The organism is Bradyrhizobium sp. CCGB20 (assembly GCF_024199855.1).
GTDB lineage: Bacteria > Pseudomonadota > Alphaproteobacteria > Rhizobiales > Xanthobacteraceae > Bradyrhizobium.
Window position 1 is genome coordinate 4,127,440 of sequence record NZ_JANADN010000001.1, and the last position, 21,109, is coordinate 4,148,548.

The window sequence follows — 21,109 nt, forward strand, 5'->3', positions numbered from 1 at the left end:
GCCGGTATCCGGCTGGCATGCCATCCTCAGTCAGCCAGGCATAAACAAACGGAAGCGGGCGCTTAGCTCAAGGCTTCCAAAAAATCCTTGGCGGGGAAACCCTTTGGGAGGTCTGATTTGATGAATTTGAAACACATCACCGGGCTGCTTTGCGCGGCCGCGATATCCCTTACGCTCAGCTCCGGCGCGCAGGCCCAGGATAAGGTCGTCAAGATCGGCGTTATCATGCCGATGTCCGGCGGCACCGCCTCGATCGGTGCGCACGCCAAGGCGGCGCTCGAAGTCGCCATGGACATCATCAACAATGCTCATCCGGAGCTTGGCAATCTGCCGCTGGCGAAGAACGCCGGCCTTGCCGGCCTCGGCGGCGCCAAGATCGAGGCCGTGTTCGCCGACAACCAGGGCAACCCGGCGACGGGCCAGAACCAGGCGCTGCGCCTGATCACGGAAGAGAAGGTGGCCGCCGTGTTCGGCTCCTATCAGTCCGGCGTCACGCTGACCTCGAGCGCGATCGCCGAGAAATACGGCGTTCCCTTCCTGAACTCCGAGTCGGTCGCCGCCAATCTCACCGAGCGCGGCTTCAAATGGTTCTTCCGCACCACGCCGATCGCCACCGATTTCGCCAAGATCTATGTCGACTTCCTCGCCGACATCAAGGCGCAGGGTGCCAAGACCGACAACGTCGCGCTGGTCCATGACAACACCGAATACGGCACCTCGGTCGCCAACACGATCGCAGGCGCGTTCAAGGAGAAGGGCAAGCCGATCGCGCTCGACGTCGCCTATCCCGTCAATGCGACCGACTTGCAGGGGCAGGTGCTCCAGCTCAAGGACAAGAAGCCCGACGTCGTCATCATGATCAGCTACACGTCGGATGCGATCCTGTTCGCCAAGACCATGCAGTCGCTCGACTACAAGCCGGCCGTGCTGCTGGCCGACGATGCCGGCTACTCCGATCCGTCCTTCACCAAGGCGGTCGGCAAGATCTCGCAAGGGGTCTTCAACCGCTCGTCCTGGGTCGTGGGGCCGTCGGGCTCGGCGTCCGCGATCATCGCCGACATGTACAAGAAGAAGAGCGGCGAGGAGATGGACGATACGGTCGCCCGGCAGATGCAGGGCTTCTTCGTGCTGGCCGAGGCCATCGACCGCGCCGGCTCGACCGACCCGGCCAAGATCCAGGCCGCTCTGAAGGCGACGGACCTGAAGCCCGAGCAGCTCATGATCGGCTACAAGGGCGTGAAGTTCGACGACAAGGGCCAGAACGTCCTCGCGTCCGGCGCCATCATCCAGCTTCAGGATGGCGAGAACTATGTCTCGGTGTGGCCGAAGGCCAATGCCGAGAAGGCGCCGGTGCTGCCCTACAAGGGCTGGTGAGCTTGACGGCGGGACCGCGCGTCCCGCCTTTCCCGGAATGATCTGATCAGAGCAACGCAGCTCATGTCCTTTGTTCTCGTGCAGGTGATCGCCGGCGGGCTTCTGCTCGGTGCCGTCTACGCCCTGTTTTCTTCCGGCCTCACGCTTGTGTGGGGCATGATGAACATCGTCAATTTCGCGCATGGCGACTTCGTCATGCTCGGCATGTATGTGGCCTATGTCGTCTACACCCTGATGGGGGGAGGGCCGATCCTTGGCGCGCCGCTGGCGACCTTGGTGCTCGCGACCGTCGGCGTCGTGGTCTATTTCGCCCTGATCCGCGACATCATGAAGGGGCCGATGCTGGCGCAGATCCTCGGCACGTTCGGGCTCGCGCTGCTCTTGCGCTATTCCGTGTTCTGGTGGTTCGGCGCCAACTTCCTGTCGATGCCGCCGAACATCGTCGGCGGCACCTATGCGTTTGCGGGCCTGCGCATCGAAGCCTCGCGGTTGCTTGCCGGCGTCGTCGCGCTGCTGGTGACGTTCGGCCTCCATCTGCTCCTGACGCGCACATCGCTGGGCTCGAAAATGCTGGCGGTGGCGGAGGATCAGACCGCGGCTCAGCTCATGGGCATCCGGCCCGACACCATGCAGGCGATCGCCTGGGCCATCGCGGCCGGCGCCACGGGCCTTGCTGGCGCGCTGATCGCGAACTTCTTCTACATTGTGCCGACGGTCGGCGAGACGCTCGGCATCGTCGCCTTCGTCACGGTGTCGCTCGGCGGTTTTGGCAGCGTGCCGGGCGCGCTCGTGGCGGGCCTGTTGATCGGCGTAATCGAGTCGCTCTCCGGTTATCTGATCGGAGCCGTCTACAAGGACATCGTGGTCTATGTGCTGTTCCTGTTCTTCCTCTGGTTCCGGCCACAGGGCCTGATGGGGAAGATGTGATGCGACGCTGGATCTGGCTCTCGGTCGTCGCCGCATTGGCGATCGCCTATCCGCTGCTGCTGTCCTCGCCGTTCCAGCAGCGCCTGGGCGCGCTGGTGCTGCTCTATGCCATCGCCGCGTCGGCCTGGAACATCGTCGGCGGCTATGCCGGCCAGGTTTCGGTCGGCCATGTCGTGTTCTTCGGCTGCGGCGCCTATGCCGCGATGGGCTCCTACGCAAAATTCGGCCTGTCCCCGTTGTTCGGCATTCCCGGCGGTATCGTGCTCGCGGTCGGGCTTGCCGCGATCGTCGGCGTGCCGACGCTGCGGCTGTCGGGCCATTACTTCAGCATGGCGACGATCGCGGTGGCTGAGACCATGCGGCTGATCGTGACCAACACCGAATGGCTTGGCGCGGCCGTCGGCCTTTCCGGTCCGACCGTGCCGCGCAACATCTTCGATCTCTCGTTCCTGTCGTCGCTGCCGTATTATTATCTCTTCCTCGCCGTGCTCGTGATCACGCTTCTGATCACCTGGTGGATGACCAACAGCCGGATGGGATTTTACCTGCGCGCGATCAAGGATTCCGAGCGCGCCGCACGATCGCTTGGCGCGCCTGCCAGCCGCACCAAACTCTACGCCTACATGCTGAGCGCGGCGCTGACGAGCGTCGCCGGCGCGCTCTATGCGATGATGTTCGGTTTCGTCGATCCGGAGTCCGGCCTCGGAATCCTGATCTCGGTGAAGATCCTGATCATGGCGGCGCTGGGCGGGGCAGGGCTGCTGTTCGGTCCGCTGGTCGGGGCCGCGATCCTCGTGCCGCTGGAGGAGATCTCCAACAGCTGGCTCGGCGGCAAAGGTGCCGGCCTGACCTTCGTGGTCTACGGCGCGATCATCGTGCTGATCGCGCGCTTCCAGCCGGGCGGCCTGCTCAGCCTGTTCGCGGGACGCAGGAAGACCAATGCTGACAAGGGAGCCGGCCATGCTCCTTGAGGCACGCGGAATCACAAAGGCGTTCGGCAGCTTCAAGGCGGTCGATGATGCCTCCGTCACGCTGGAGCAGGGCGACATTCTCGGCTTGATCGGTCCGAACGGCGCCGGAAAATCGACCTTCTTCAACTGCCTCACCGGCGACCTCGAGACCACCGCAGGCCGCGTGTTGTTCGAGGGGACCGACATCACCGACTTCGCGCCGGAGCAGCGCGCCGGGCTTGGGCTGGCCCGCACCTTCCAGGTGCCGCAGACCTTCGAGGGCATGACGGTGCTCGAGAACGTCATGATCGGCGCCTTCCTGCGCACCTCGCACCGCGCCGAGGCCGAAACCAAGGCGCGCGCGGTGCTGGAGCGCGTCGGCATGAGCAGGCTCGCGGATGCGCCGGCGCGCTCGCTCGGCACGCCCGGCCGCAAGCGGCTGGAGATCGCCCGCGCGCTGGCGACCGAACCGAAGGTGCTGTTGCTCGACGAGGCCATGGCCGGCCTCAACGCGCATGAGGTGAGACTGGCCATCGATCTCGTGCGCGAGATCCACCGTTCCGGCATCACGCTCGTCATCGTCGAGCACATCATGGAAGTGATCATGTCGCTGGCGAGCCGCGTGATGGTGTTTCACCAGGGCAAGGAGATCGCCCGCGGCTCGCCGCGCGAGGTCACCTCCAATCCGGCGGTGATCGCCGCCTATCTCGGCACCCGCGCCGCCAAGGCGGCCGCGGGGCACACGCCGGTCGAGCTGATGGGCGGGCCGGACCTATGAGCGGGCCATTGCTCAGGATCGAGCACCTTGAGGTGCGCTACGGCGACCTCATCGGCGTCTCCGATGTCTCGCTCGAGGTGCCCGAAGGCAGCGTCGTCGCGCTGCTCGGCTCCAATGGCGGCGGCAAGACCACGACGCTGAACGCGATCGCGGGCCTCATTCCCGTGCATTCCGGCTCGATCAGCTTTCGCGGCGAGGACATCGCTGGCCAGAAGGCCTTTGCGATCGTGCGCAAGGGGCTTGCGCTGTCGCCGGAGGGATGGCGGCTGTTCGTGCAGCAGAGCGTCGAGAACAACCTCATGCTCGGCGCGACGCCGCTGCACGACAAGTCCCGTCAGGCCACGTTGCTCGAACGCGTCTACGAGATCTTTCCGCGCCTGAAGGAGCGCCGCAACCAGCGCGCCGGCACCATGTCCGGCGGCGAACGGCAGATGCTCGCGGTCGGCCGCGCGCTGATGAGCGACCCAAAACTCCTGATGCTGGATGAGCCATCGCTCGGCCTTGCGCCGGCAGTGGTCGAGTCCATGTACGAGACCTTCGGCCGTTTGCATCGCGAGGGCCTGACCATCCTGCTCGCCGAGCAGTCGATCGAGCTGGCGTTGGAGGTGTCGGACTTTGCGACGGTGCTTCAGGTCGGCAAGAGCGTGCTGACTGGGACGGCCGCGGCACTCGCGGAGGACCCGCAGGTGCAGAAAGCCTATCTCGGCGTCGACTGACTAATTTCCGCCTGGAGCAGCAGCAGCAGGCAACCGGCAAGCCGCGTCTCCATCTCTTTCGACGAAAGCGACAGCGGTCCGGGATCGTTGAGGATCGCGTTCACCAGCGTGCCCAGCACGACCTGGAAGCCGAACGCGATGGCGCGGGCCTTGGCGGCCTTGCGGCCCTTGCCCATGGCCGGCAGCAGGAGAGGGGTGGCGCGCATCGTGGTCGCTTTCGCGAGCGCCTTGAACGGTGTCCATTTGTCCGGGCGGGTGTCGTCGTGCTGGAGCGCGGCGCGCAGCACGCCCTCGTGGTTGCGCATCCAGGCGATGATGCCGCTGACGACGATGTGGCATCGCTTGTCGAGGCTCGTATCCGGTGATGGCGGCCTCATTTCACTGAGCCGCTGCTCGCCGTCGCGCGCGGCCAGCGCCATCAGCGCGTTGAAATAGGCCTCCTTGCTCTCGAACCGGCTGTAGAAGGCGCCGACGGTGGCGCCGACCTCAGCGCAGAGCGTCTCGATCGAAAGCTCGGCAAGGCTGCGCGTCCGCAGCATGCCGGCGCCGGCGCGCAGCAGCGCCAGCGTCGTCTCGCGGCTGCGTTTCTGGCGCGACGGGGCAACGCCCGGCAGGTCGAAATCGCGAAGTTCGGATTCCTCTCGGAGTAGCCGCATCCGCTCTTGCATCCGTGCTAAAGCATAATCATAATTCGGATTATAATTTATGGGCGAGCCGCAGGTCAACCGCGGCGGCCAAATGCACGGGGAGGAGCAGATGAGCGCAGGCAGCACCGCGCCGTTCCGCGGCACCGTCGGCAAGACGGTTGCTGACTCAAAGCCCTGGTGGCCGGAGGCGCCACGGCCGCCCGCGGGCGCGCCGAACATCCTGGTCGTGCTGTTCGACGATGTCGGCTTCTCCGATTTCGGTTGCTATGGCTCCGCGATCAAGACGCCGACCATCGACAGGCTCGCCGCTGAAGGGCTGCGCTACTCGGGCTTCCACACCACTGCGATGTGCTCGACGACGCGCGCGGCGCTGCTGACCGGGCGCAACCATCATTCGGTCGGCGTCGGGTGTCTGGCCAATTTCGATTCCGGCTATCCCGGTTATCGCGGCAAGATCGCGCGCGAGGCGGGAACGCTGGCCGAGATGCTGCGCGTCCATGGCTATCGCAACTACATGGTCGGCAAATGGCACGTCACGCCGCTGACCGAGAGCGGCGCCACCGGCCCGTTCGACGGCTGGCCGCTCGGCCGCGGTTTTGATCGCTTCTACGGCTTCCTCGATGCCGAGACGGACCAGTACGCGCCCGAGCTTGTCTCCGACAACACGCATATCGATCCTCCGGGCACCTATGCGGACGGCTATCACCTGACCGAGGATTTGATCGACCAGTCGATCCGCTTCATCGGCGATCACGTTGCCGACCGTCCCGACGTTCCCTGGCTGACCTGGGTCGCTCTGGGCGCCTGCCATGCGCCGCACCAGGCCCCGATGGATATCATCAGAAGCTACGATGCCGCCTTCGCGCATGGCTGGGACGTCGAGCGCGAGCAGCGTCTGGCGCGGCAGAAGGCGATGGGGCTGGTGCCGGAGGGAACGCGGATGCCCGCGCGCAATGACGGCGTGAAGGCGTGGGAGGAGCATTCGGCCGACGAGCGCCGCGTGTTCACGCGCCTGCAGGCGGCCTTCGCCGGCATGCTCGACCATTCCGATCGGCATCTGGCGCGCCTCGTCGCGTTCCTGGAGACTGCCGGCATCCGCGACAACACTGTGATCATCGTGATGTCCGACAACGGCGCGAGCCAGGAGGGCGGGCCGCTCGGCTTCGTCAATGCGATGGGTCCCTTCAACTTCAAGCCGGAGCCGATCGCGGAGAAGCTTGCCCGTATCGACGACATCGGCGGGCCCGACACCCACAGCAATTTCCCGCATGGCTGGGCGATGGCGTCGAACACGCCGCTGCGGCGCTACAAGCAGAACACCCATGGCGGCGGCATCCGCGATCCCTTCGTCATTAGCTGGCCGAAGCGGATCGCAGGCAAAGGCGAGCTGCGGCACCAGTTCGTCCATGCCAGCGATCTCACGCCGACGCTGCTCGAACTGATCGGCATCGAGGCGCCGAATGAAATCGCAGGCTGCGCGCAGATGCCTCTGGAAGGCGAGAGCTTTGCGCGCTCGATCAATGATGCGTCCGCGCCTTCAAAGAGCTCGCCGCAATATTTCGAGATGTTCGGCCATCGCGGGCTCTGGCAGGGCGGGTGGAAGGCGGTCGCCTTCCATCCCTCGGGCACGCCGTTCGAGAACGACAAATGGGAGCTGTTCCATCTCGACGAGGACTTCTCGGAGACCAACGATCTCGCGGCCAGGGAGCCGGAGCGTCTCGCCGCGATGATCGCGACCTGGTGGGCGGAGGCCGAGAAGCACAAGGTGCTGCCGCTCGACGACCGCTTCGGGCCGCCCTTTGCCGAGAACGCCGCGCGCTTCCACGGTGCGCGCCACCATTTCGTCTTCCACGCCGGCATGGGCCACGTGCCGACCGACGTCGCGCCGGACGTGCGCAGCCGCAGCTACACGATCGAGGCGCATGTCGAGATCGACGAGCAAGGCGGCGATGGCGTCTTGATCTCGCACGGCGATGCGACGTCGGGCTACAGCCTCTACGTCAAGGACGGCCACCTCGTGCACGACCTCAACATCGGCGGTAGCCATCAGATCGTTCGGTCGGACCGGAAAGTGCCGTCAGGCGCGCGGCGGCTCGGGGCGCATGTCGAGCGTCTCTTGCGCAAGGAGCCGCCGGCCAAGGGCTCGCGTACCGGCGTTACCGAATACACGCTGCTGATCGACGGCGAGCCGGCGGGTTCGCTCCAGACCCAGCTCGGCTTCCACACGCTGATCTCGTGGTCCGGCCTCGACATCGGCCGCGATCGCGGCAGCCCCGTGTCGCACTACGAGGCCCCGTTCGAATTCGAGGGGCGGCTGCTGCGCGTCACCGTGACCATGCACGACGACCAGCGGCTCGACGGCGATGCCGTCGGCAACGCGCAGATGGCGCGGCAGTAACGGGAAACGCCTTACTTGATCTTGTCGTAGGCTGCCGCGAAATCGCCCAGCGGCATCGGGATCGCGATCGTCTCCTTGGCCATGTTCTGGAAGGAGACCTTCAACTGCTTGCCCGACCTCAAGGCGCCCAGCAGGTCCGCCGCGATCGGCGTCGAGGCGTAACAGCCGCGGTTCTCGCAGGTCTGGATCTGGAGATCGACGGACTTGCCCTCGTCGACCTGGAGCTTGGCGCCGATGGGAAGGTTGAGACCGAGCGGCAATTGCAGCAGCGCCACCGGCGTGCGGGTGTCGGGCGCGATGCGAATGTTGATCAGCACGATGGTCTGGCCGGTCTTGGTCAGCACCGCGTTCTGCTCCATCGCGCATTCGAGCGGCGCGTCGCGGCTGACGCTGGTGCAGCGCACGACCCAGCCCGCCTGCTGCGCCGGAGCACCGTCAGCCTGTGGCTGCGTCGGGGCAGGCGTGGGCTGTGCGGCCGGCGCAGAGGAGTTCTTCTTGGCGCTCTGCTGGGCGTACGCACCGCCTGTCGACAACAGCAGAACGGCGGCGAGGGCTACAAGTCTGGATTGCATGGACATGGCGAAACCGCGTTGGCGTGAACCGAGGGCCCCGCTGTAGCGTCGCGGAAGCCGCGGCGCAAGCTTACTCGGCGGCTTGCTTAACGCTGCCGTGCTCTTGCGTCTCGTGACCTTCGCCGTCGCCCGAACGGCCCCAGCCCGAGAACCAGTTATTGAGCTCGTCGAGATAGAGATAGACCACCGGGGTGGTGAACAGCGTCAGCGCCTGGCTGACGATCAGGCCGCCGACCATGGCGTAGCCGAGCGGCTGGCGGATCTCCGCGCCGGTGCCGTGGCCGAGCATCAGCGGCACGCCGCCGAGCAGGGCGGCCATCGTCGTCATCATGATCGGCCGGAAGCGCAGCAGCGCGGCCTGGCGGATCGATTCCTCCGGCGTCTTGTGCTCGTCGCGCTCGGCGGCAATCGCGAAGTCGACCATCATGATGCCGTTCTTCTTCACGATGCCGATCAGGAGAATGATTCCGATCAATGCAATGAGGCTGAAGTCGAAGCCGGCCGCCATCAGGATCAGGAGCGCGCCGACGCCGGCCGAGGGCAGGGTCGACAGAATCGTGATCGGATGGATGTAGCTCTCGTAGAGGATGCCGAGGATCAAATAGACCACGACAAGGGCTGCGAGGATCAACAGCGGCACGGTGCCGAGCGATTGCTGGAACGCCTGCGCGGTGCCCTGGAAGCTCGAATTCAGGGTCGGAGGTGCGCCGAGATCGGCCATCGCCTTCTGCACGGCCTCGGTGGCCTGACCGAGCGCGACGCCCTGCGCGAGGTTGAAGCTGATCGTGATCGCCGGGAATTGGCCCTGGTGGCTGATCGAGAGCGGGCGGACCGGATCGGTGGTCCAGGTCGCAAAGGTCGACAGCGGCACCTGGTCGCCGGTCAGCGGCGATTTCACATAGAGCTTGTTCAGGCTCTCGAGGCTGCCCTGCAACTCCGGCAGGATCTCGAGGATCACCTTGTAGGTGTTGAGCTGGGTGAAATATTGCGTCACCTGGCGCTGTCCGAACGCGTCATACAGCGTGTCGTCGATCAGCTGCGGCTGGATGCCGTAGCGCGATGCGGTGTCGCGGTTGATCTTGAGCTGGACCGTGGTGCCCTGCGTCTGCTGGTCGGTCGCGACGTCCCGCAATTGCGGCAGCGTCTGCATCTTGGCGAGGATCTTCGGCGCCCAGTCGTTGAGCTCGGCGAGATCGGCATCCTGCAGGGTGAATTCGAACTGCGTGCGCGTCGGCCGGCCGCCGAGCCGGACGTCCTGGGCCGCCTGCATGTAGAGGCGGGCGCCCGACACTTTCTCGAGCTTGGGACGCAGCCGGGCAATGATCTCCTGCGCCGATGCGTTGCGCTCGTTGCGCGGCTTCAGCGTGATGAACATATTGCCGTTGTTGCCGGCGCGGCCGCTGCCGCCGATGTTCATCGCGATCGTGGCGACGTCGGGATCATCCATCACGATCTTGCCGAGCTCGACCTGGCGCCGCTGCATCTCGGCGAAAGAGATGTCCTGCGAGGCTTCGGAGGTCGCGGTGATCAGGCCGACGTCCTGCTGCGGGAAGAAGCCCTTCGGGATCAGGACGAACAGGTAGACCGACAAAGCGAGCGTGGCGAAGAAGATCGTGAGCGTGGTGCGCCGCCAGGCCAGCGCGTGGTCGAGCACGTATTCATAGCCGCGCAGCAAGCCGTCGAAGCCGCGTTCGCTCCACTGGTAGAACTTGCCGTGGGTCACCTCGCCATGGGCGCGCAGGAAGCGCGAGGCCATCATCGGCGTCAGTGTCAACGAGACGAACATCGACACGAAGATGGTCATCGCCAGCACGACGGCGAACTCGCGGAACAGGCGTCCGATGATGCCGCCCATCAGCAGCAGCGGGATCAGCACCGCGACCAGCGAGATGCTGATCGAGACGATGGTGAAGCCGATTTCCTTGGAGCCCTTGAAGGCGGCCGCCATCGGCGATTCGCCTTCCTCGATGTAGCGCGTGATGTTCTCGAGCATCACGATGGCGTCGTCGACGACGAAACCGACCGCGATGGTGAGCGCCATCAACGACAAATTATCGAGCGAATAGCCGGCCACCCACATGAGCGCACACGCGCCCAATAGCGCCAGTGGAACCGTGATGGTGGGAATGACCGTCGCCCAGAAGCTGCGCAGGAAGATGAAGATGACCATGACCACGAGGGCGATGGTCAAGAGCAGTGTGAATTGGACGTCCTCGACCGCGGCGCGGATCGTCGTCGTGCGGTCGCTGATGAGCTCGATCTTGATCGCGGGCGGGATTGCCGCGACGAGCCGGGGCAAGGTCGCCTTGATCCGGTCGACGGTCTCGATGACGTTGGCGCCCGGCTGCTTGAACACCACCAGGAACACGCCGCGCTTGCCGTTGGCCCAGGCCGCCTGTTTGGCGTCTTCAGCGCCGCTGACCGCCTGGCCGATGTCGCGGATTCGCAACGGGCCGCCGTTGCGATAGGCGATGATGACGTCGTTCCAGTCCTTGGACTGGGTGAGCTGGTCGTTGGCGTAGATCGTATAGGCGCGCTTCGGCCCGTCGATATTGCCCTTGGGGCTGTCGACCGTGGTGATTGCGATCTGGCTGCGCACGTCCTCCATCGACAGGCCCTTGGCGACGAGTTTCGCCGGGTCGATCTGAATGCGGATGGAGGGCTTCTGCTGGCCGCCGATGAACACCTGGGCTACGCCCGAGAGCTGGCTGATCTGCTGGGCGAGCTGGGCGTCGACGGCGTCGCTGACGCTGGTCAGCGGCAGCGTCTCCGATGTCGCCGACAGCAGCAGGATCGGCGCGTCGGCCGGGTTGACCTTGCGGTAGGTCGGCGGCGAAGGCAGGTTCTTCGGCAACTGGCCGCTGGCGGCGTTGATGGCGCCTTGCACGTCGTTGGCGGCGCCGTCGATGCTGCGGTTGAGATCGAACTGGATCGTGATCGAGGCGGTGCCGAGATAACTCGTCGAGGTCATCTGGGCGATGCCGGGGATCTGGGCGAATTGCCGCTCCAGGGGCTGGGCCACCGACGAGGCCATCGTCTCCGGGCTGCCGCCGGGCAAATTGGCGGTGATCTGGATCGTCGGGAAGTCCACCTGCGGCAGCGGCGCGACCGGCAGCAGGGGATAGGCGACGAGACCGACGAACAGAATGCCCGCCATCAGCAGCGAGGTGCCGATGGGATAACGGATGAAAGGTGCCGAAATCCCGCCCTCGGTCATTCCTGTCGTACCTTGTTCTGGCTTGGATCCGAGCTTGCAACGGCCGTCGAGACGAGGCTTCCGGGCTGGACCTTGAACTGACCGCCGGTGATCACCTGCTGACCCGGGCTCAAGCCTTCATCGACCACCGAACGACCGTCGATGGCGTAGCTGACCTTGATCTTGTGCACTTCGGCCTTGTTGTCCTGATTGACGGTATAGGCGTAGAGGCCGTTGGTCGAATGCTGAACCGCGTCGTCCGGAACCACGGTCGCGTCCTTCAGGGTGCGGACCAGAAGGCGCGTCGAAACCGACTGGCCCGGCCACAGCGTGTGTTCCTTGTTGTCGAACACCGCTTTGAGCCGAATAGTCCCGCTGGTCGTGTCGACCTGGTTGTTGATGACCGCGAGCTTGCCCTCGGCCAGCGTCTTCTTGCCGTCGGTGGTGAACGCGATCACCTTGAGCGCACCGGCCTTCTGGCCTTCGCTGATATAAGGCAGCTGATCCTCCGGCGCGGTGAAGATCACCGAGATCGGCTCGACCTGCGAGATCGTGACGATTCCCGTCTGCGTGGAGGCGTTGACGATGTTGCCGATGTCGACGAGGCGCAGCCCGGCCACGCCGGTGATCGGCGCCTTGATCTGGGTGTAGTCGAGCTGGGTCTGGGCGTTGGAGATCGCGGCTTCGTCGGCGGCGATCTGGGCGTTGAGCTGGGCGACCGTCGAGCGCTGGGTATCGACCCGCTGCGCGGTCGCGAATTCCCCGAGCCTCATGGCGCGCTGGAGTTCGAGATTGGCGTTGGCGAGGTTGGCCTCGTCCTGTGCCTTCTTGGCCTTGGCCTGGTCGAGCGTGGCCTGGTAGGGCCGGGGGTCGATCGAGACCAGAAGCTCGTCCTGCTTGACGATCTGGCCTTCCGTGAAGGCGATCTTGTCGATCTGGCCGTCAACCCGGCTCCGGACCTGCACGGTGTTGAAGCCCTGGACCGTGCCGAGACCGGTCAGGTAGACCGGGAAGTCAGTCTTCTGGACCGGCGAAACGCTGACCGGGATAGCCGAAGCGCGGGGCGGGCCCTTTTGGGCGGTCTGGGTTTTTCCGCCCTCGGGCGATCCGTATTTCTGCCAACCGTAGTAACCCGCGGTGGCCAACGCGGCGACAATGACAATCCAGAGAAGCGGCCGCGATTTTTTCATATCGGCTCGTTGGCTCGTGTGCCCAAAACTACGAATTGTGGGGCAATCATAGGGTTCCAGCGCGCTTGTATAATACACGCCAAGTTCCAGTGTAAACAGCACTATCGGTCGGGAATCCTAAACAATTGGAAAGCTTTGCATCGCCTAGGCAACCCTCTGGCGCGGCGGTGTGCAGTGCTGCATTTTCCCGGCGCGAGCGATCCGCGCGCAAATCCTAGGCAATGCTCGGACGTGGTGTGCGCGGGCCGGGTCACGCCTCGCAGATGAGCCGGACGCGACGAGTTGCAAGAACGGTTCTAAATCGCGAGCGCGGCGTTTCGGTTGTCAGGAAAATCCGCATCGGTCATATCGGCCCCCACCACAAGGGGAGCGCAGGATGGACGAGCTGAACGGCAAGCTGATCGCGTGTCAGATTCTGATCACGGGACTGATCGCACGCGTCGCCAACGAGCAGCGCGATCCCTTGCGATTCCTGACCGACTTCCGCGACGAGATCAAAGCCGTCGTCAACGGCGTCAATATCGCCGGCATGGACAACAGTGACCGCGTGCGCGCCGTTGCGCAGAAAACCGTCGACGAATTGTTCTCGCTGATGAAGCCGCCGAGCAGCGATTGATGCCGCGCGCGCGGCGCTGATTTGGCAGTATTTTTCGTGCTCGTTTTAGAATGAATCCAATCTCTATTTAGAACGATTTCAAAGTCCAATTTAGAATCGTTTTGATCTGGACTTATTCCGGGGTTCTCGCGGGTCGCCCGCATTGACCGGCTATTTTGCGGCCGATACCAACACCCATCGTTCGTCGAAGTGAATGAGCGAACAAGAATATGGGGCGTTTGGTAATGGGGCAGGTGGTCGCACCGAAGTCGTTGCGTTCGGTCGCAGCGTTCAATCCGACGGATGACAAGTTCGCGGGAATTTCTGGCAAGAAGGTTTCGGCGGTCGCGAGCCTGATCGCGGCTGCGTCGGTGTCGAGCGGCGCGCAGGCGCAGCAGTCGAACCTGCCGCCTGTGACGGTCGATGCTCCCGTCGAACGGCCGCGTCCGGCCGCCTCGAAGCCCACGCCGGAGCAGGTCCGCGCCCGCAACGCGGTTCGCCGCGCCGCGCAGCGCCAGCAGGCGCAGCAGACGGCTTCCACCACGCCATCAGGCCCCGCCGACGCCGATCCCTATGCCGACCCGGCCGCGCCCTACAAGGTCGACCGCGTCCAGGCTTCGAACAAGTTTCCCGAGCCGCTTCTGAACACGCCCAAGACCATCACCGTGCTCAGCAAGGAAATCCTCGACGACAAGAACGCCACGACGCTGAGGGAGATCGGGCGCTCGACCGCGGGCGTGACGCTGGGCTCGGGTGAAGGTGGCAACGCGTTCGGCGACCGCTTCTTCATCCGCGGCTTCGACGCGCGCAACGACGTCTTCATCGACGGCATCCGCGATCCCGCGGTCTCGATCCGCGAGAACTTCTTCACCGAGCAGCTCGAGATCCTGCGCGGCCCGGCCTCGTCCTATGCGGGCCGCGGCACTGCGGGCGGTGCGATCAACATCGTCACCAAGCAGGCGACCGATCGCAACTTCCAGAACGCCGAGACCACCTTCGGCACCGACATGACCAAGCGCGTCACGATCGATGTCAACCAGGTCGTCGACCCGACCTTCTCGGTGCGCGTTGGCGGCCTGTTCCAGGACGCCAACGTTGCCGGCCGCAACTTCGTGACCGACAATCGCTGGGGTACCTTCATCTCGACCAAGTACACCCCGACCACCGACATCAAGATCACCACGAACTACGTTCACACCGACCTCAGCGGCTATCCCGATTTCGGCGTGCCGTACTACAAGCAGGGCAACGTGCCGGCCACGGAAGCGGGCATTCCGCGCGGGACCTGGTACGGCTTCCTCAATCGCGACTTCCAGACCGCGCGGCAGGATTTCGGCACGCTTACGGGCGAGTACAAGCCGACCAACAACATCACCCTGATCAGCCGGACCCGCATGGAGCAGTCGACGCTGGAATATATCGGCACGCTGCCGCAGTCGCCGATCACGACCAATCCTGATCCGACGAAGTGGACCATCACCGCGAGCGCGCAGAGCCGCAACCAGTGGGTTGACGTCATCGCCAACCAGGAAGAGGCCGCGTTCAAGTTCAACACGGGATCGGTCAAGCATACGGCGGTGACCGGGCTCGAGGTGTCCAATGAACGCATCGGCATTGGCCGCTACACCGGCCTTTCGTCGGAAGCGTTCGGTGCCGGCTCCAACAGCAATGGCGCCCTGACGCTCCAGAACATGTACTCACCCGGCTACACCTACACTCCCGGCCCGTTCAATCCGGTGCTCGGCGGCGATCCGACCCGCTACAACGTCGACAGCGGCGCCGTCTACGTAATGGACACCGCGAACTGGGAAGACACGATCATCGTGAACGGCGGCGTGCGCTGGGACAGCTATAAGCTGAAATCGTCGATTGCCGCGGCTTCGAGCAGCGTCGACTCGGACTTCGTCAACTACAACGCCGGCATCGTCTACAAGCCCGTTCCGATCGGCAGCCTCTATGCGGCCTATGCGACCTCGACCAATCCGTTCGGTTCCGAGCTCGACGCAACCGGCACGGATTACGGCTCGTCTCCGCCGACCGGCACCACGATCCTCGGGCCCGAACAGAACAAGGCGGCGGAAGTCGGCACCAAATGGGAGCTGTTCGACCGTCACCTGCTGGTCAGCGGCGCGCTGTTCCGGACCACCAAGGACAATGCGCGCGAGACCGTCGGCACCACGCTGACATCGGGCGCGGCCTACCAGATCCAGGGTATCGACATCGAGGCCAGCGGCAAGCTGACCGACCGCTGGAGCATCTTCGGCGGCATCGTGCTGATGGAGTCAAAGGTGACCAAGAGCAACATCGCCGGCAATGTCGGCCTGCCGCTCGCCAACGTCGCCCACCAGTCGTTCAGCCTCTTGAGCAAGTACAAGTTCGACGGCGATTGGGAGCTCGGCGGCCAGGCGGTGTTCCGCTCCAAGGTCTATGGCGGCACCTTCGGCGCCAACACCGGCACGCTGATCCCGAGCTACTGGCGCTTCGACGCGTTCATCGAGAAGAAGATCGACAAGAACTGGACCATGAAGTTCTACGCCCAGAACCTCACCAACAAGCTCTATTACGACACGCTCTATCGCAGCGCGACGCCGTTCGTGGCGGTCGCGCCGGGCCGGGCGTTCTACATCGTAACAACAGCGAAGTTCTGATCATGTTGACGTGCCTGCCTGGCGTTCTCAGCAAAGATGATGTGGCGGATTTCCGCCGCATCATGAACGCCAGCGACTGGGAGGACGGCCGCTCCACCGCGGGTGCGCAGTCGGCCATCGTGAAGCGCAACGAGCAATTGCCGCCCGACAGCGAGGTCGCGCGCAAGCTCGGTCACCGCATCATTTCGGCGTTGACGTCGAACCCGCGGTTCCTGGCAGCGGCGATCCCGCTCCAGATCTTCCCGCCGCTGTTCAACCGCTATGCGGCGAGCAGCGGCCACCATTTCGGCCTGCACGTCGACAATGCGATCCGCGGCGACCGCCTGACAGGTCTTCGCATCCGCACAGACCTGTCGGTCACGCTGTTCCTCGCCGAGCCGGACGAGTATGACGGTGGCGAACTTGTGATCGAGGACACCTACGGTTCGCACGAAGTCAAGTTGCCAGCAGGCGACTGCGTGCTCTATCCCTCGACCAGCCTGCATCTCGTCACGCCGGTGACCCGCGGAACGCGGGTTGCGTCTTTCTTCTGGCTTCAGAGCATGATACGGGACGATCAAGCCCGGAGCATGATCTTTGACCTCGACACCGCGATACAGGCGCTGGTGGAAAGGCTCGGGCGTGACGATCCCGAGACGGTCAAATTGACGGGTATCTATCACAACCTCATTCGATACTGGGCAGAAGTATGAAGATCATGTCCCCCCAAGCAAGCCTTGCCGCCGCTGTGATGCTGGCGGCCGCCTGGCTCGCATCCCCTGTTTCTGCCCAGACACAGCCCGCACCGGCGCCGCCGGCACAGGCCCAGCCGGCACAGGTCCAGTCGCCCCCGGCTAGCCCGGCTCCCGCGCCATTGGCCGCCGCGCCTGCGGCTTCGACCGCTCCCGCTGCAACCGCTCCCTCTGCTCAGACGGCATCGCCTGCAGCCACCAACCCGGCGGCCGCGAAGGCGGAGGCCGTGACCGTTGGCGTGCCCGGCATGAAGGAATTGTCACCCTGGGTGATGTTCATGTCGGCCGACGTCGTCGTGAAGGCGGTGATGATCGGGCTCGCCTTCGCCTCGCTGATGACCTGGACCGTCTTTATCGCCAAGTCGATCGAATTGTCGGCTGCTTCGTCCAGGCTGCGTTCGGCACTGAAGAAGATCGCGGAGGCACGGTCGCTCGCGGAAGCGCAGATGGCGCTCGGCGCCAAGCAGGGCGTCCTGCCGTCCTTCCTGGCGGCGGCGCTGCGCGAGGCGCGGATGTCGGCCGGCCTGTCCAGCGATGCCGGCATCAAGGAGCGCGCCGCCTCGAGCTTCCAAGAGATCGTGCGCGCGGAGGCGCGGCGCATCCGCATCGGCATGGGCGTGCTCGCGAGCATCGGCTCCACGTCGCCCTTCGTCGGCCTGTTCGGCACCGTGTGGGGCATCATGAACAGCTTCATCGGCATCTCGAAGTCGCAGACCACGAACCTTGCCGTCGTCGCGCCCGGCATCGCCGAGGCGCTGCTCGCCACCGCGATCGGTCTCGTCGCCGCCATTCCCGCGGTCATCATCTACAACCACTTCTCGCGCATGACGAAGAGCTATCTCGAGCTCGTCAGCCGTGCCTCGGGCGCGGCGGGACGGTTGCTGTCGCGCGATCTCGACCGCAGCCACGGCAGCGTGCATTCGCGCGCAGCGGAGTGAACCATGGGTGTTTCGCTCGCAGACAACGATGACGACGACGATTTCTCCGAGACGCATGACATCAACGTCACGCCGTTCATCGACGTCATCCTGGTGCTGCTGATCATCTTCATGGTCGCAGCGCCGCTCTCCACGGTCGACCTGCCGATCGATCTGCCGACGTCGAGCGCGACGCCGCAGAAGAAGCCGGACAAGCCGACCTATCTCAGCATCAAGCCGGATCTGACGCTTGCCATCGGAGAGAACCCGGTCCACCGGACCGAGCTGATCGGGACGCTCGACGGAATGTCCGACATGGCCAAGGACAAGTACGTTTTCCTGCGTGCCGATCGTTCGGTGCCGTATGGCGAGTTGATGGGCGTCATGGAGCTCTTGCGCGCGGGCGGCTATACCCGGGTGAAGCTGGTTGCGCTGGAAGGCGCTCCGGGGATGCCCGCGGCAGGCGCCGCCCAGCCTTAGAGGCCCGCGATGTCCGACGAACCCAGACCATCCCGGAAGCTTTGGATTTTGGCGGCAGTGGCGGCGCTCGGACTCCATCTGGGCGGCGCTGCGCTTGCGCTGGCCCATTTGCGAACCGACGATGACGACGATGGCCTTGGCGCGATCGGTGCAGAGTTCGCCGTGGAGATGGCCTCGCCCAAGGCGCCCGAGACCGATTTGCCGCCCGGGCCCGACAGCGAGGCCATGCAGGAGCAGCAGGCGCTTCCCGAGCAAAAGGCCGAGACCAAGGAGACGGAGCTTCCAAAGGACCAGTCACAGGAGGTCGAGGATCCCGACCGGGTCGTGACCGAGAACAACGCGAAGAAGCCGACGGAAGACGAACCGAAGATTCAGGCGATTGAAACTCCGGCTGCCGAGGCATCGCCGAAATCGGTTGCGACGGCGCGGCAGACCCTCGATGAGGATGCGCGCGAGGCCGAGAAGGCGCTGGCGCCTGTCATTGGCATCGGCAAGGACATCCTGAGGATTACGGCTGACTGGAACCGCAAGATCAGCGCGCATCTATCCGCGCACAAGGTCAATCCGGAGGGCAAGGTGCCGAGCAACCAGACCGCAAAGGTGAGTTTCGCGCTCAACCGAAGGGGGAACGTGATCTCGGTCGACGTCATCGAGTCGTCCGGGGATGCGGCTTACGACGCCGCCGCGATCTCCATGGTCCACAAGTCCGATCCTTTCCCGATACCGCCTGCCGGGCTGACCGACGATCGGTTCGAACGCACCGTCGAGATCATGTTCAAGCCGCCGGACGAGAAGAAAAAGAAGAAGTCGGCTCAGCGCCAGTAGAGCCGGATCCCGACATAGACCACGACCAGGCAGGCGAAGATCAGCGCCACCGGCAGCGGCCTTTTCTGGACTGCACCGAACGCCGCCGCTCCGGAGGAGGCAATCTTCTTCGGCTTCGGGGCCGGGCGGCGGAAAGCGGTAACATTGTCCGCCGCGGTTTCAGGCGCGCGGGGGCGGACATCGGGCGGGGTTCCCGCGCCGCCCATCTCGGCATAGTAGGCCTTGTAGATCGCGCCGATGGTGGCCTCGGTGGCCTCGCCCTCGCTCATCTGCGCCAGCAGGTTCTTGTAGCTGGCGAGGAACTCCTGGGCCTCCGGAGGCAGGGCGGATGCCCCGTTGAGCTTGGCCATCATCTTCCAGGTGGCAAAATCGGCGCGGGCGCGGGTATCGGCGCGTCGCGCGATCAGCATATCGGCAGCTTTGACCAAGTCGGCCTCGAGCCCTTCGGCGTGTGTTCGGGTGTCGCTGTTCAACTACGCATTGCCGGTCAGGAAGAGAACAGCCTGAATCACATAACCGGTCAACGTTCGCAGTATTGCTGAAATAACATCAAGATTTAGACCGAACTGCGAGCCCGCGAGAGGCAGCAGGATCAACAGGCCGATCAGGATCAACATTCCGAACGGTTCGAGCCGGGCCAGCGGCATGGCGAGCGGCCGCGGCAACAGCCCGACCGCGACCCGTCCGCCGTCGAGCGGCGGGATCGGCATCATGTTGAACACCGCCAGGATCGCGTTGATCAGCAGTGCATTCTTGAGGTTATCGAAGATCCATTGGGCGGAGCCGGCCGGCGCCCAGGGCAGGGCGTGGAGGGCGAGGGCCGCCGCGAGCGCCAGCAGGATGTTGGTGGCCGGCCCGGCCAGTGCGACCCAGACCATGTCGAGCTTCGGGTGGTTCAGCTTGCGGAAATTGACCGGCACCGGCTTGGCATAGCCGAACAGGAACGGCGAATGCGCGAAAAGCAGCATCGCCGGCAGGATCAAGGTGCCGAACGGGTCGATGTGGCGGAGCGGGTTGAAGCTGACGCGGCCGAGCTGCCAGGCCGTGTTGTCACCGAGACGGTATGCGACGAAGGCGTGCGCGGCCTCGTGGAAGGTGATGGCGAGCACCAGCGGCAGCACCCACACCGAAATGTCATAGAAGGAAACGTTCACGGCTCGTCCGTCCCGGTTCTGCCTCGCGGCCTTGCAGCCAATCCGGCCAATCCGGTGGTGGGGCGACGCGTCAGGTCAGCATATGGGACGCCGGTTCCGAAATCCCAACCTGTAAATGATCCGCCAGCAGGCCGCCCGCACGCGACAGGTTGCGCGCGCGATGAAGGTGGATGTCCCCCGCCGGCAGCGGCGGCAGGCCGTCGCCTTCGGAGAGGATGCGCAGGCGAGGGGGCAGGTTGCCGGCTTTCACCACCGTGACCGCGAGACCTTGCGCCGCGATCGCCTCCACCGCTGCAAGCGTTCGGCTGACAAACGCCAGCCGCCACGGCCGGCCGACGGCATCGAGGGCTTCGGCGGCCCATTGCCGAAACAGGCAGCCGGGCGGGTAGAGCGCGACGGGCAGCGTGCCGTGCGCTGCGACTGGATACGCATTGGCCGCGGCCCAGACCGCTTGCTCGCGCCGGAGCAACTCGCCGTCGCCGCGTCCTTCCGGGTGCATGGCGATGACGAGGTCATAGGCTTCGCCGAGCCGTGCCGGCATCGTCGCGGTCAGCCCGGTCTCGATCTCGACCCGGATCTCAGGATGGCTTCGGGCAAAGCTTGCGAGCAAGGGCGGAATGACGATCGTGCCGTAATCATCCATCACGCCGAGACGGACCACGGCGTCGCGCTTGCGCGTCCGCAGCGCATCGACGGCCTCTGCATTGAGGTCGAGCAGCCGCCTTGCGTAAAGAAGGAGCTCATCGCCCGCCGCGGTCAACGCGACGCCGGCCCTGGTGCGCTGAAACAGCTTTGTGCCAAGCCGCTGCTCCAGACGCCTGATCTGGACGCTCACCGCCGACTGCGTCCGGTTGAGCGTCGCGGCCGCACGCGTGAACGAGCGATACTCGGCAACGCTGAGAAAGGCCTTCAGCAGATCGGGATCGAGCGAGGACGCGGTCATGACGAAATCTTATCCCGGCATGACGGAAATTCCATTCCCTGTTTCGGCGTGCCTCGTATGCTGCGTTC

General features: G+C 64.7%; 19 protein-coding genes. 12 read left to right on the forward strand and 7 right to left on the reverse strand.

Annotation, left to right across the window (positions count from 1 at the left end):
• Nucleotides 1–120 precede the first annotated feature (120 nt).
• The 5 genes from NLM15_RS18860 (at nt 121) to NLM15_RS18880 (ending at nt 4,745) form a co-directional block, all read left to right on the forward strand.
• Nucleotides 121–1,374, forward strand: coding sequence for an ABC transporter substrate-binding protein (locus NLM15_RS18860; protein ID WP_254118559.1), 1,254 nt, complete (start codon nt 121–123; stop codon nt 1,372–1,374).
• A gap of 63 nt (nt 1,375–1,437) precedes the next feature.
• Complete coding sequence (locus NLM15_RS18865; RefSeq protein ID WP_254118560.1) at nt 1,438–2,301, forward strand: branched-chain amino acid ABC transporter permease; 864 nt, start codon at nt 1,438–1,440, stop codon at nt 2,299–2,301.
• A complete protein-coding gene (locus NLM15_RS18870) occupies nt 2,301–3,272 on the forward strand; it encodes a branched-chain amino acid ABC transporter permease (protein ID WP_254118561.1) in 972 nt (323 codons plus the stop codon). The genes NLM15_RS18865 and NLM15_RS18870 overlap by 1 nt, the downstream gene beginning before the upstream one ends.
• A complete protein-coding gene (locus tag NLM15_RS18875; RefSeq protein WP_254118562.1) occupies nt 3,262–4,029 on the forward strand; it encodes an ABC transporter ATP-binding protein in 768 nt (255 codons plus the stop codon). Before NLM15_RS18870 ends, NLM15_RS18875 begins: the two co-directional genes overlap by 11 nt.
• On the forward strand, nt 4,026–4,745 hold the full coding sequence (locus NLM15_RS18880; protein WP_254118563.1) for an ABC transporter ATP-binding protein: 720 nt from the start codon (nt 4,026–4,028) through the stop codon (nt 4,743–4,745). The genes NLM15_RS18875 and NLM15_RS18880 overlap by 4 nt, the downstream gene beginning before the upstream one ends.
• Here NLM15_RS18880 and NLM15_RS18885 read toward each other — a convergent pair.
• The gene (locus tag NLM15_RS18885) at nt 4,727–5,413 is read right to left on the reverse strand and encodes a TetR/AcrR family transcriptional regulator (RefSeq protein WP_375166851.1); all 687 of its coding nucleotides are present in this window, start codon (nt 5,411–5,413) and stop codon (nt 4,727–4,729) included. The genes NLM15_RS18880 and NLM15_RS18885 overlap by 19 nt on opposite strands.
• Nucleotides 5,414–5,501: 88 nt before the next feature.
• Here NLM15_RS18885 and NLM15_RS18890 point away from each other — a divergent pair, with 88 nt between their 5' ends.
• Nucleotides 5,502–7,790 (forward strand): arylsulfatase, encoded by a 2,289-nt coding sequence (locus NLM15_RS18890; protein ID WP_254118565.1) that lies wholly within the window; start codon nt 5,502–5,504, stop codon nt 7,788–7,790.
• Between the two features lie 11 nt (nt 7,791–7,801).
• Here the strand turns inward: NLM15_RS18890 and NLM15_RS18895 are convergent, their stop codons facing one another.
• The 3 genes from NLM15_RS18895 to NLM15_RS18905 all read right to left on the reverse strand — a co-directional run bounded on the left by NLM15_RS18895 (nt 7,802) and on the right by NLM15_RS18905 (nt 12,748).
• Nucleotides 7,802–8,368 carry an invasion associated locus B family protein gene (locus tag NLM15_RS18895; RefSeq protein ID WP_254118566.1) on the reverse strand — a complete coding sequence of 189 codons (567 nt, stop codon included), beginning with the start codon at nt 8,366–8,368 and terminating at the stop codon, nt 7,802–7,804.
• A 64-nt stretch (nt 8,369–8,432) separates the two neighbouring features.
• Nucleotides 8,433–11,579, reverse strand: a complete 3,147-nt coding sequence (locus NLM15_RS18900; RefSeq protein WP_254118567.1) for a multidrug efflux RND transporter permease subunit — start codon at nt 11,577–11,579, stop codon at nt 8,433–8,435.
• A complete protein-coding gene (locus NLM15_RS18905; RefSeq protein WP_254118568.1) occupies nt 11,576–12,748 on the reverse strand; it encodes an efflux RND transporter periplasmic adaptor subunit in 1,173 nt (390 codons plus the stop codon). The genes NLM15_RS18900 and NLM15_RS18905 overlap by 4 nt, the downstream gene beginning before the upstream one ends.
• Before the next feature lie 376 nt (nt 12,749–13,124).
• Here NLM15_RS18905 and NLM15_RS18910 point away from each other — a divergent pair, with 376 nt between their 5' ends.
• The 6 genes from NLM15_RS18910 to NLM15_RS18935 all read left to right on the forward strand — a co-directional run bounded on the left by NLM15_RS18910 (nt 13,125) and on the right by NLM15_RS18935 (nt 18,944).
• Entirely contained in the window at nt 13,125–13,364 is a 240-nt protein-coding gene (locus NLM15_RS18910; protein WP_028146580.1) for a hypothetical protein, read from the forward strand.
• A gap of 209 nt (nt 13,365–13,573) precedes the next feature.
• Nucleotides 13,574–15,991: a TonB-dependent siderophore receptor gene (locus NLM15_RS18915; protein ID WP_254118569.1), complete on the forward strand. Its 2,418-nt coding sequence runs from the start codon at nt 13,574–13,576 to the stop codon at nt 15,989–15,991.
• A gap of 2 nt (nt 15,992–15,993) precedes the next feature.
• Complete coding sequence (locus NLM15_RS18920) at nt 15,994–16,683, forward strand: Fe2+-dependent dioxygenase (RefSeq protein WP_254118570.1); 690 nt, start codon at nt 15,994–15,996, stop codon at nt 16,681–16,683.
• On the forward strand, nt 16,680–17,660 hold the full coding sequence (exbB, locus tag NLM15_RS18925; RefSeq protein WP_254118571.1) for a tonB-system energizer ExbB: 981 nt from the start codon (nt 16,680–16,682) through the stop codon (nt 17,658–17,660). Before NLM15_RS18920 ends, exbB begins: the two co-directional genes overlap by 4 nt.
• Nucleotides 17,661–17,663: 3 nt before the next feature.
• Nucleotides 17,664–18,119 carry a TonB system transport protein ExbD gene (exbD, locus tag NLM15_RS18930; protein WP_254118572.1) on the forward strand — a complete coding sequence of 152 codons (456 nt, stop codon included), beginning with the start codon at nt 17,664–17,666 and terminating at the stop codon, nt 18,117–18,119.
• Between the two features lie 9 nt (nt 18,120–18,128).
• Nucleotides 18,129–18,944, forward strand: a complete 816-nt coding sequence (locus NLM15_RS18935; RefSeq protein ID WP_254118573.1) for a TonB family protein — start codon at nt 18,129–18,131, stop codon at nt 18,942–18,944.
• Here the strand turns inward: NLM15_RS18935 and NLM15_RS18940 are convergent.
• From NLM15_RS18940 to NLM15_RS18950, 3 genes are all read right to left on the reverse strand, one after another.
• The gene (locus tag NLM15_RS18940; protein WP_254124292.1) at nt 18,932–19,354 is read right to left on the reverse strand and encodes a hypothetical protein; all 423 of its coding nucleotides are present in this window, start codon (nt 19,352–19,354) and stop codon (nt 18,932–18,934) included. The two genes, NLM15_RS18935 and NLM15_RS18940, sit on opposite strands and share 13 nt — an antisense overlap.
• Nucleotides 19,355–19,417: 63 nt before the next feature.
• On the reverse strand, nt 19,418–20,098 hold the full coding sequence (locus NLM15_RS18945) for a site-2 protease family protein (RefSeq protein ID WP_254118574.1): 681 nt from the start codon (nt 20,096–20,098) through the stop codon (nt 19,418–19,420).
• Nucleotides 20,099–20,168: 70 nt separating this feature from the next.
• Nucleotides 20,169–21,041, reverse strand: a complete 873-nt coding sequence (locus NLM15_RS18950) for a LysR family transcriptional regulator (RefSeq protein ID WP_254118575.1) — start codon at nt 21,039–21,041, stop codon at nt 20,169–20,171.
• Nucleotides 21,042–21,109 lie beyond the last annotated feature (68 nt).